Raw genomic sequence first — 11923 nt, 5'->3', positions numbered from 1 at the left:
TTGAATCAGGCTTCAACTACTGGAATACGTGTGATATCGCGTTCAGCTTCAGTTTTCGGACGGATCTGGCCGCGTACTTCAGTAAATTGAACATGAGGATCGTTTTGCTGTTCAGCTTTGGCATTGATAAAGGTTTTAAAGCGTTTACGCACTTCAGGATCTTCAATCGCAGTACGCCATTCATCCTGATAAGTACCCACTACATGCTCCATACGACGCTCGAGTTCTGTTGCTAGACCCAGTGAATCATTTACCACGATATCTTTCAGGTAATCCAGGCCGCCTTCGAGGTTGTCACGCCATACCGAAGTACGTTGCAGACGATCAGCCGTCTGGATATAGAACATGAAGAAACGGTCGATATAGCGGACTAAAGTTTGGGTATCCAGATCTGATGCCAGTAGTTCCGCGTGGCGTGGTTTCATACCGCCGTTACCGCAGACATAGAGGTTCCAGCCTTTTTCAGTGGCAATGACACCCACGTCTTTACTTTGCGCTTCGGCACATTCACGGGTACAGCCAGACACGGCCATTTTCAGTTTATGTGGAGAACGTAAGCCCTTGTAGCGGTTTTCCAGATAGATCGCCAAGCCCACAGAATCGTCTACACCATAACGGCACCAAGTGCTACCGACACAAGATTTCACTGTACGTAGTGATTTACCGTAGGCATGACCAGACTCAAAACCGGCATTGATCAGTTTTTCCCAGATTTCTGGCAATTGATGCACTTGTGCACCAAACATATCGACACGCTGGCCCCCAGTCAGTTTTGTATACAGACCGTATTCTTTAGCAATTTGACCAATTGCAATCAGGCCTTCTGGTGTCACTTCACCGCCCGCCATACGTGGCACAACTGAGTACGAACCGTCTTTCTGGATATTACCCAAGTAATAGTCATTACTGTCTTGTAAACCGGCGTGACTTGGCTTCAGTACAAAGTCGTTCCAGCAAGATGCTAATATATTTGCCACAGTCGGTTTACAGATATCACAACCCATACCATGACCATGTTGATGGATCAGGTCATCAAAAGTTTTGATCTCGTTAACACGTACCAGGTGATACAGCTCTTGGCGTGAATAAGCGAAGTGTTCGCAGAGATGGTTGTTTACGGTAACGCCTTGACGTTGTAATTCAGACTTCAGGACTTGCGTCACCAACGATGCACAGCCACCACAAGCCGTTGCGGCTTTGGTGCATTTTTTCAGAGCACCGAGAGAAGTTGAACCATCGGCAATCGCAGAACAGATATCTGCTTTAGAAACGTTGTTACATGAACAAATCGTCGCGCTGTCTGGAAGCAGATCTACACCGCTACCACCCGCTTTTGCAGTCGCTTGATCAAACCCCGGCATGATCAGGCCTTCCGGATTTTCCGGGATTTCCAGACCATTCAGCATCATTTGTAGCAGATCGTTATATTCTTTGGCACAACCCACCAGCACTGCACCAAGCAGTTTGGTTTTTTCTGCATTGACCACAATTTTCTTATAGATCTGTGCCGCTTCATCGGCATAGAAGTAGCTGAATGAACCTGGTGTCATGGCATGTGCATCACCCACTGATGCAACATCAACACCCATCAGTTTCAACTTGGTGCTCATGTCCGCGCCAGCAAATGCTGCACATTCTTCTTGCAGTACATGTTTCGCAGCAATACGTGCCATGTCATAGCCTGGAGCCACCAGACCAAAAATCTTGTTATTCCACAGCGCACATTCACCAATTGCGTAAATGTCCGGTTTCGAAGTCTGGCAGTAATCATTGATCATGATCCCGCCGCGCTCACCAATCGCCAGGCCGCTTTGACGTGCCAGTTCGTCACGTGGACGGATCCCCGCAGAGAACAGGATAATGTCGGTTTCCAGTTCAGCACCATCACCAAACTTCATCACGTGCTTGGCATTGACACCATCTTCAATAGACGAAGTTGCTTTTTGAGTATGGACTTTTACGCCCAGATCTTCGATTTTGCTGCGTAATACTTTACCCCCAAGATCATCAATCTGTACTGCCATCAGGCGTGGTGCGAATTCGACCACATGCGTTTCCAGATTCAGGTCACGCAACGCTTTTGCCGCTTCCAGCCCCAGCAAACCACCACCGATCACAACACCGTTTTTGGCTTTCAGGCTCGCTGCCCGGATTGCATCCAGATCTTCAATGGTACGATAAACAAAGCAATTTTCACGGTCGTTGCCTGGAATTGGTGGAACAAAAGCATAGGAGCCGGTAGCTAAAACCAGTTTGTCATAAGTAATCACATCGCCATGATTAGTGGTGACTGTTTTATTAACAGTATCGATTGCAGTCGCTTTGGTACTCAAACGCAAATCAATTCCATACGCATCTGCAAAGTCATTACGGCAAAGGGTTAAATCCTTGGCTGATTTTCCAGTGAAATATTCAGTTAAATGTACACGGTCATAAGCCAGACGCGGCTCTTCTGCCAGAATCGTGATTTCAACCTCATCACCTGCATGCTCAAGCACAGATTCAATAAATTTGTGTCCTACCATGCCATGGCCAATCATTACCAGTTTCATATTCCTTCTCCTAAATTTTCTAAATCTTGTATCTTGTGTTTTAAGCCAGGTTGTTTCGTTCAAGGACAGCTTCTTCATACAGCTTTTGCTCTTTGGCTTTATGCTCAACCGAGAAGCGAATCATCAGAACAAAACTTGCTGCAATCACGACCAGGCCGCCAAGTGCCATCAGACAGGTTTGAATATCCAGCATGCCTTTAAGTAAGAATCCTGCTGCGACCGCACCCACGTTACCGCCTGCACCGATAATGCCAGCCACCCCCCCTAAAGCATCCCGGTCAATAAATGGCACTAGCGCATACGTTGCACCACATGCCATGTGGGTAAATAATGCGAAGACAGTCATTGTGATGATGGCCAGCATGGCACTGTTCATTTGCGAGAATAAAATCAGGAATAAGCCTTCCATCAAGATCATGGCAAACAGCACTTTGGTACGTCCGTCCAGGCCTTTTTTGATGGCGACTTTATCTGAAACAATGCCACCCAGTGCACGGGCAAACAGTGCTAGCAGACCGAAGATCCCGGCCGTCATACCTGCTTCTTTTAAACCAAAGCTGAAGTTTTCTACGTAGTACATGGCTACGATGTTATGAATGAAGATTTCGATACCGAAACAGGCCGCATAAGCGCCAAATAAAATCCAGACACGGTAGTTACGGGCCGCATGCATCAGAATTGCCATGCCACCTTTTTTCTCGCTACCAACCTGAATTCCTGCTGCACGCAGTTCTTTAAAGTTGCCTTGTGGACAGTCTTGGGTAAATTTCCAGTACAATGCACCGACGATCAGCATCATCAGGCCTGGAACAATTAAGGCAATTCTCCAGCCCATCGCCTGTTCAACACCGAACAGCACTAGCGCAGCCAGAAGTAATGGCATCAAGGCTTGAGTCGCACCGCCACCGGCATTTCCCCAACCTGCTGATGCAGCATTTGCAGTACCCACGACATTCGGCGCAAACATGATGCTGGTGTGATATTGGGTAATGACGAAACTGGCACCAATGGCGCCAATCAGTAAGCGGAAAAACAGAAAGGATTCATAGCTATTCGCAGAGGCCACACCAAAGACCGGGATACTGCCGAGTACGAGTAAGGCGGTATAGGTTTTCCGTGGACCATATTTGTCACATAGCGGACCGACAATCAGTCGAACCAGAATGGTGATCGCGACTGCTGCAATATTGATATTGGCGATTTGATCTTTGGTTAAGCTGAATTCACCCGCGATCACAGGCATCAGCGGTGCACAGGCGAACCAGGCAAAGAAGCAGACAAAAAACGCGAGCCAACTCATATGGAAGGCTCTCATTGCTGCGCTGCTGAAATTCAAAAGACTTATTTTTGTTGCTTTCTTTTCATATAAATTTGAAGACATCACCATCTCCTTCCAGAACTGAACGTATAGGCTTATCTGCTATGCGAATCGCTGCACACCAGATGCGATCAGAACGGACGTCATTGGCCGTCTTACAAATTTCTTTAGAGTCGTCTTTGACTCAAATTCTATTAAGCACAAAGCGTGCCGATAAAATAATTCTATAAATAAGTATTTGTATTTGTATTATTTATCTAAAAGTACTTTTATATTTTTTCTAAATTATAGTGACTTCGAACCAAGCTCTCTTTTATTTTTCTCAGCATATTTATATCTGGATTTTAAAATTGCCACTTCACTGCACTATTTGGCACAGCTTTAGTGCAAGGAAGAACATAATCAAACTAGATATTTTTAATTAAAGAAAAACTTATCGTTAAAACTCGCAGATTCAAATACCAAGTGCGACATATTTGTAGTTAGTTGAAAAAGTTAGGTGTATTAAAATCATTAGACTTTTTTCAACTCGCAATTGGAAAGCACCCAATGAAGCAATACACCCAACTTTCTCAAGATGAAAGATACGAAATTTATGCTGCTTTGAAAAGCAAATCTTCAATCTCTACCCTTGCCAGGGAGCTTGGACGTTCTCGATCAACCCTTTATCGTGAGATCAAAAGAAATACTGGAAAACGTGGATATCGAGCTCAACAGGCAGAGAAATTTTCAAGTCAAAGACGATATCGATCCTCTTCACAAATGACGGATTTTGCTCTCGTTTATATTCGTTATCTGATTGGCTTAGATTGGTCTCCTGAGCAAATTTCAGGTGCTTTAACACAACGAGGTTGGCTTGATGTGCCTTCACATGAATGGATTTATCAGTACGTCTATCTAGATAAATCTAAAGGCGGTAAGCTCCACATTCATTTAAGACATCAAAAGAAATATCGTAAACGAGGCTATAAAAATACAGACCGTAGAGGCCAACTCGTTGATAGAACAAGTATTCACTGTCGCGATGAGGTCATCGAGAAACGTCAACGCCTAGGTGATTTTGAAGGTGATACCGTGATAGGCAAGAATCACAAGGGGGCATTATTAACTCTGGTTGAGCGCAAAAGCTTGTATGTACATATCGTTCATTTGGGACAAACTAGAACCACAACTAAAACGATCTCGTGTGCTTTAGCATGTTTGCGCAGCAGTCATGCCTACAGTGTAACCTTTGATAATGGTAAGGAGTTCTCCGAGCACCGGCGGATAACGGAAGCAGGGATAGAGACGTACTTTGCAGATCCATACAAGTCGATTCAACGAGCCAGAAATGAAAATACCAATGGTCTGATCAGGCAATATCTGCCAAAATCATCTTCGTTTGATGAAGTGTCAAATGAACAAATAAAGCAGATAGAATTTGCTCTCAATCATCGCCCTAGAAAAACACTAGGCTGGTATACGCCTAGTGAAGTTATGGCTGGTTTTTATACTGTTGCACTTGCTGCTTGAATCCGCCACTTAATTTTTTTAAATGAGTTAGCTAATTAAGTATCTAAATGTGTCTAATACACTTAAGTTTGGAAAATTTTAATTTCAGATTGTCTACTTTAATTAAATTTTGGATATATCTAGATCAATAAAAATTTATTCCATATTTTTTAAATAATTACGTACTAGCAATATTAAATAGAGAGCCAATCCAGAAACTGAATAACATAGCAACGATGCCCCAAATCATGACACGCAGTGCGCCTTTCCACATACTGCCACCGCCTGCATAGCTGGCTAATGCTCCCATAATTCCCAGACTAAGCACTCCCACCAGCATGACGCCCTGATCTAGCAAATGTGAAGGCAGAAATAAAATGGATACCAATGGAAATAAAGAACCTACCGTAAATGCTAATGCTGAAGAAAATGCTGCCGTAAAGGGCCGGGCAGCTGTCTGTTCCAGAATTCCAATCTCATCACGTGCATGCGCATCCAAGGCATTATGTGCAGTAAGCTGTTTTGCCACTTCTTCGGCCAGATCAGCTTCTAAACCTCGCTTGATATAAATATTTTTTAGCTCTTTTAATTCATGTACGGGATGCAGATTTAATTCCCGCTCTTCCATGGCGAGATCATTTTTTTCAATATCCTGTTGCGACTTAACCGAAATATATTCCCCAGCTGCCATCGAGGCTGCACCAGAAATCAGGCCAGCAACACAAGCAATCAAAAGTGTTTGTGAAGAAGCGCCACTGGCTGCCATCCCAACAACCAGACTGGTCACGGAAATAATTCCATCATTGGCACCGAGCACTGCGGCACGCAACCAGCCAGAACGTTGTATATAGTGTTTTTCATGATGATGGGAATGAGGCATGTCTTTCTCGTTCTTCTAGCGGATGAAATAAGATTTTAAATTTTAGTCACTCATTATTTTATCATCTTACTTTAAGCCAAATATTTCAAATATAAGTCTTCACTTTCAGAGATAGCTTCGAGTTTTATTTACTTATTTTTGAAAAATAGAAATTACTTATCGAGGATGTTTAAATGGGTTTTAGCCAGCGGTCGCAATAAACAACCCACTGGCGATACCTTAAAGGATGAATTCCTGATTATTATCAATAACCTTTCACTTTAAATAAGTAATAAGGTCAAAAGCTTAAACCAAATGCATTGCATCAAATAATTGATATCAACACCACTTCTTAACCTCGGATGGCAGCTTCAATTGCAGCGACATCAATTTTCTTCATGGTCATCATGGCATCAAAGGCTCTTTTAGCAACACCATGGTTTGAACTGTATGATGCTTCAAGTAAAGCTTTAGGGATGATTTGCCAGGAAACTCCTCATTTATCCTTACACCAGCCGCATTCACTTTCCTGCCCATTATTGTTCACAATCGCATTCCGGTATCGGTCCGTTTCTTCCTGATCTTGTGTGGCCACTTGAAAGGAAAAAGCTTCATTATGCTTAAATTCTGGTCCACCATTTAAACCAATACATGGAATACCCAGTACGGTAAAGTCTACTGTGATGACATCACCTGTTTTACCAGAGGGATAATCTCCAGGTGCAAGAACAATGGCACCTACAGATGAATTTGGAAAAGTTTCTGCATAAAACCGTGCAGCCTCTTCAGCATCGTGATCGTACCAAAGGCAGATGGTATTTTTTGCAATATTCATGATCTCGCCTCTGCGTAGAGATTAAGAGATGACGCATTTGTTTAGCCCTGCTTTACGCTTTTGAGTGGCTAAACAAATTTATCTATGCGTTCTATATTCGACCTAAGCTGGCAAAAGGCCAGTTTCTTTATTGTGTTTTTATTCTTCGAATTGTAATAACAGGTACTTCTTGATCTGCTGCAGATTTTATAAAGTGCTTTGCAGCTGTTCTAAGCCACTAAAATGTTTATAAAGTTGTCGATGTCCAGGTCAACAATATACCTTGCTTTTTTCATTTGCGCTGATTACAGACCGCTACTTTGAAAATACCTTAATGGTCGGAAACTCTATCTCTATCGTCAATGCGATGGCTGGGGTAATTGGTGTTTTCCTACTGTATAAAGGCTGTCTATATCTATCGTGAAAGTATGAAACTGGAAAAACTGACAGATTAAATTCCTTCCCCACAGTAAGGCCCTCAATCATTTAAGGGTTTTTTCTTTCTTTGTGAAAAATTAATTTAAAACCAAGGTCTGGATATTTCAATTTTTCAGGTTCTTTTCCTAAAAACCTGAGCTCAGCAAGCCTTGCAAAATAGCTCGTTTAAGACGACTTAGCCTTACAAAAAGCTACATTTCCAGTGCGTTAATTTCCTGGAATTATCTAAAAAATATTTTTATGAATAACATTAATTTATGTTATAAATTACAGCAATATTTTATTAAATTATTTATTGCGTAACTAAATTACGTATTGAATAATTAAAAAGATCCAGTATGATGAGTTAAATTCCTTCTTTTTCTTGTAGGCATCAGGAATCGATGCAGTTGAGCAAGTCAAAGAAGTCAGGCAAACGGATTTGTCTGCTCAATATAAAATGGCAGTGATACATCCGTGAGCCCTGAACAAGACAGTAAAAGATGAGCAATAGGATTGCTTTTAAATAATGAGGATGTTGTATGAATGAATTAGCCAATCCATTAGAACTGTGCGGATTCGAATTTATTGAATTTGTCTCTGAAGATGGCCAGCTGGATCCTGTTTTTCAAACCATCGGATTCACTAAAGTGGCGAAGCATAAATCGAAAAATGTCTATTTATGGCGCCAGGGCAATATTAATATCATTCTGAATTATCAGCCTGAATCATATGCAGCATTTTTCTATAAAGAGCACGGTCCTTCTGCTTGTGCAATGGGCTTCCGTACCAAGAATGCGGCAAAAGCTTTTCAAAAGGCGATTGAAATCGGTGCAGAACCGATTTATAGCAAAATCGGGCCAATGGAGCTTAACATCCCTGCGATTAAAGGAATCGGTGGTTCTCCAATCTTCCTGGTCGATTGTGACATTTACCAAAATGATTTTATCTTCTTTGATAATGTTCCATCGCGTCCAGCCGGCACAGGCCTGAATGAAATCGACCATTTAACGCATAACGTTTATAAAGGTCGTATGCAGTACTGGGCAGATTTCTATGAAAAGATTTTCAACTTCCAGGAAATCCGCTACTTCGATATTAAAGGCGAATACACTGGCCTGACTTCTAAGGCACTAACAGCACCAGATGGTAAGATCCGTATTCCACTAAATGAAGATTCAGACAAAGGTAATGGCCAGATCGCTGAGTTCCTGAACGAATTCAATGGAGAAGGCATTCAACACATTGCCTTTATCTGTGATGACCTGCTTGAGACCTGGGACAAGCTGAAAGCTTTAGGCACCAAGTTCATGACGCCACCGCCAAGCACTTATTATGAAATGCTGGATGAGCGCTTGCCGAACCATGGTGAGCCTGCGGATGAGCTGCAAAAACGCGGCATTCTGCTCGATGGCAATACCAAAGATGGTAACAAACGCCTGCTGTTACAGATTTTCTCTGAAAATATGATTGGCCCGGTGTTCTTTGAGTTTATCCAGCGCAAAGACGATGATGGTTTCGGTGAAGGTAACTTTAAGGCCTTATTTGAATCAATCGAACGTGATCAGATCAAACGTGGTGTTTTAGACATTTCTAAAGCCTGACCTTTTTAAAACCATACCGGTGTCTATGTAGTCTCATATGCATCGGTATGGTTGCCTCTGTTTCAACGTATACGCTCGTATAACACTTAAGATTCTGCATCGATGACGGCATAAAAATAATAAAGCACATCATAGCTCAGCACTTAATCTCACATGGATGATGAATAAAAATGCAGCATATTGAACAAGGAAACCTGAAAAAAGGTTTAAGTAACCGGCATATCCAGCTCATCGCACTCGGTGGTTCAATTGGTACCGGACTGTTTCTTGGAATTTCACAAACGATCAAGCTTGCTGGGCCTTCTGTTATTTTAGGTTATGCCATTGCAGGCTTGATTGCCTTCTTAATGATGCGCCAGCTGGGTGAAATGATTGTACATGAACCTGTGAGCGGTTCTTTTAGTCATTTCGCTTATAAATACTGGGGCAAATTTGCCGGATTTATGTCGGGCTGGAATTACTGGGTACTGAATATTCTGGTCTGTATGGCCGAATTAAGTGCCGTCGGTCTTTATATCCATTATTGGTGGCCAGAAATTCCGACCTGGGTCTCTGCCCTCGGCTTCTTCATTTTCATCAATATCATTAATTTGCTTCACGTGAAATTATTCGGTGAAATGGAGTTCTGGCTGGCGATCATTAAAGTTGGTGCAATTATTGCCATGATTGCGTTCGGCAGCTACTTGCTTGTCAGTGGTAGCGGCCATAGCCAGTCCAGTCTGGAAAATTTATGGCAACTCGGCGGCTTCTTCCCGAATGGAATCATGGGCCTGATTATGGCGATGGCTATGATCATGTTTGCTTTTGGCGGCATTGAGCTGGTCGGGATCGCAGCAGCAGAAACTGATAATCCGAAAAAGACTTTGCCTAAAGCAGTCAATCAAATTGTCTACCGTGTCCTGTTATTTTATATCCTGAGTCTGGTAGTGATTTTATCACTTTACCCTTGGAACATGATGGCGCAAGGTGGTAGTCCATTTGTGATGATTTTTGATTCTCTCGGCAGTCAGACAGTTGCCGGAGTTTTGAATTTCGTGGTGTTAACCGCGGCGGTTTCGGTATATAACAGTACTAACTACTGTACCAGCCGTATGCTCTTAGGTTTAGCCCAGCAAGGTAATGCGCCGAAGTTCTTAAGCAAGATTAATCAGCGTGGCATCCCTGTGAATGCGGTGATGGTTTCAGCGTTTTTCACCTTGATGTGCGTTTTATTAAATTATCTGGTACCGGAAAAAGCCTTTAGCATGTTGATGATGCTGGTGGTTGCTGCCATCGTGATTAACTGGCTTGTTATTTCCTATACTCATTTGAAATTCAAGACCTCAATGAATCGTACGCAGACTAGAACCGATTTTCCAAGTGTGGCTTATCCATTTACCAACTATTTATGTATCGCATTCATGGGCGGTATTCTGCTGATTATGAGCAGCACCCCGGATATGCGTGTTGCTGTCATCATGATTCCAGTCTGGATTGGTATTCTCTCGGTTGCCTACTTCTTTAAGCGCAAACAGGAATCTCAAACTACAATGTTAGACAACAGCAAAATTAGCACATTACCAGAAGCGTAATCGCTTATTGATTAGATTAGGATAGATTCATGTTTCAACATATTGATACTTATGCCGGCGATCCGATTCTCTCTTTAATGGAAGAATTCAACAAAGATCAGCGTAATAACAAAGTTAACTTAAGCATCGGCCTGTATTACAACGAAGATAATATCGTGCCGCAGCTAGACTCAGTGCAAAAAGCCTATACTTACCTGACCCCTGACTATAATAAAGTTCGTGTTTACTTGCCGATGGATGGTCTGAACAGCTTTAACCAGGCTGCACAGGAATTAATTTTTGGAACTTCCAGCCCTGCCCGCGAGCAAGGCCGTGTAGTCACGATTCAGACCTTGGGTGGCTCAGGTGCGCTAAAAGTCGGCGCTGACTTTTTGAAAAAATATTTTCCAGAATCTGAAATCTGGGTGAGCCAGCCGACTTGGGAAAACCATATTGCCATCTTTAATGGCGCTGGTATTCAGACCCATTTCTATCCTTATTATGATGCAGAAACCAATGCCGTTAATGTACCGGCGATGCTGGATTGCTTAAAACAGCTGCCCGCTCAAAGTATTGTGTTATTACATCCATGTTGTCATAACCCGACCGGGGCAGACTTACAGCCACATGAGTGGGATCAAGTCATTGAAGTATTAAAGGCTCAATCCTTAATTCCGTTCCTGGATATGGCATATCAAGGTTTCGGTCAGGGTCTGGAACAGGATGCCTATGCCATTCGTGCACTTGATCAAGCCAGAATGAACTTTATCGTCAGCCATTCATTTTCCAAAATCTTCTCTTTATATGGAGAACGTATTGGTAGCTTAAGTTTTGTCTGTGATGATAGCAGCAGTGCGCAAAATGTTTTAGGCCAGTTGAAAGCGACAGTTCGCCGGATTTATTCAAGTCCAGCGGCGAATGGTGCGCTATTGGTCAGTCAGGTGTTAAATACTCCAGAACTGTTTGAGCAATGGCAGGCTGAAGTTAAAGAAATGCGCCAGCGTATTTTACGTATGCGAGGCTTACTCAAAGAAAAATTGTCTCAGGCACTACCAGAACTTGATTTCAGCTACCTGACCCAGCAACAAGGCATGTTCAGCTATACCGGCTTAACTGCTGAGCAAGTGGATCTGTTAAAACAGCATTACGGTATTTATCTGGTCCGTAGTGGCCGGATGTGTACAGCGGGTCTGAACCTCAGCAATATTGATTATGTTGCAGAGTCGATGGCTGCGGTGATCAAAATGCAAAATGAAGCTGAACCGTTGATTGCTTAAAAATAATTAAGTTGTTAGAAGCCTTCTAGCTTAAGTGCTGG

At 42.7% G+C, this 11923-nt stretch carries 7 protein-coding genes and 2 pseudogenes; 5 read left to right on the top strand and 4 right to left on the bottom strand.

All coding sequences use genetic code 11. From position 1 onward, the window contains the following. Positions 1 to 5: 5 nt before the first annotated feature. Both nirB and FOC32_RS08435 read right to left on the bottom strand, forming a co-directional pair. Entirely contained in the window at positions 6 to 2552 is a 2547-nt protein-coding gene (gene nirB, locus FOC32_RS08440) for a nitrite reductase large subunit NirB (protein ID WP_217706280.1), read from the bottom strand. 40 nt (positions 2553 to 2592) lie between these two features. After that, positions 2593 to 3933, bottom strand: a complete 1341-nt coding sequence (locus FOC32_RS08435; RefSeq protein WP_005234426.1) for an MFS transporter — start codon at positions 3931 to 3933, stop codon at positions 2593 to 2595. Positions 3934 to 4419: 486 nt separating this feature from the next. On the opposite strand from FOC32_RS08435, the gene FOC32_RS08430 reads away from it, so the two are divergent. Further along, the gene (locus FOC32_RS08430) at positions 4420 to 5382 is read left to right on the top strand and encodes an IS30 family transposase (RefSeq protein ID WP_125279925.1); all 963 of its coding nucleotides are present in this window, start codon (positions 4420 to 4422) and stop codon (positions 5380 to 5382) included. Positions 5383 to 5539: 157 nt separating this feature from the next. On the opposite strand, the gene FOC32_RS08425 is transcribed toward FOC32_RS08430, so the two are convergent. Both FOC32_RS08425 and FOC32_RS08420 read right to left on the bottom strand, forming a co-directional pair. Further along, the gene (locus FOC32_RS08425) at positions 5540 to 6241 is read right to left on the bottom strand and encodes a VIT1/CCC1 transporter family protein (protein ID WP_175966924.1); all 702 of its coding nucleotides are present in this window, start codon (positions 6239 to 6241) and stop codon (positions 5540 to 5542) included. 331 nt (positions 6242 to 6572) lie between these two features. Beyond that, positions 6573 to 7055: pseudogene (locus FOC32_RS08420) on the bottom strand (VOC family protein). A gap of 277 nt (positions 7056 to 7332) precedes the next feature. Between FOC32_RS08420 and FOC32_RS17250 the strand changes: the two are divergent. From FOC32_RS17250 to FOC32_RS08405, 4 genes and pseudogenes are all read left to right on the top strand, one after another. Further along, positions 7333 to 7489: pseudogene (locus tag FOC32_RS17250) on the top strand (MFS transporter); the annotation flags it as partial. A gap of 504 nt (positions 7490 to 7993) precedes the next feature. Next, complete coding sequence (gene hppD / locus FOC32_RS08415; protein WP_175966922.1) at positions 7994 to 9055, top strand: 4-hydroxyphenylpyruvate dioxygenase; 1062 nt, start codon at positions 7994 to 7996, stop codon at positions 9053 to 9055. A gap of 170 nt (positions 9056 to 9225) precedes the next feature. Continuing rightward, positions 9226 to 10626: an amino acid permease gene (locus tag FOC32_RS08410; RefSeq protein ID WP_175966920.1), complete on the top strand. Its 1401-nt coding sequence runs from the start codon at positions 9226 to 9228 to the stop codon at positions 10624 to 10626. A gap of 29 nt (positions 10627 to 10655) precedes the next feature. Next, entirely contained in the window at positions 10656 to 11882 is a 1227-nt protein-coding gene (locus FOC32_RS08405; protein WP_175966918.1) for an aromatic amino acid transaminase, read from the top strand. The last annotated feature ends 41 nt before the right edge of the window (positions 11883 to 11923 follow it).

Origin of the sequence: Acinetobacter sp. FDAARGOS_724 (assembly GCF_013364475.1) — a bacterium.
Taxonomy (GTDB): domain Bacteria; phylum Pseudomonadota; class Gammaproteobacteria; order Pseudomonadales; family Moraxellaceae; genus Acinetobacter; species Acinetobacter variabilis.
The sequence above is the reverse complement of the archived record's forward strand: the minus strand, read 5'-3'. Positions and strand labels throughout refer to the sequence as shown.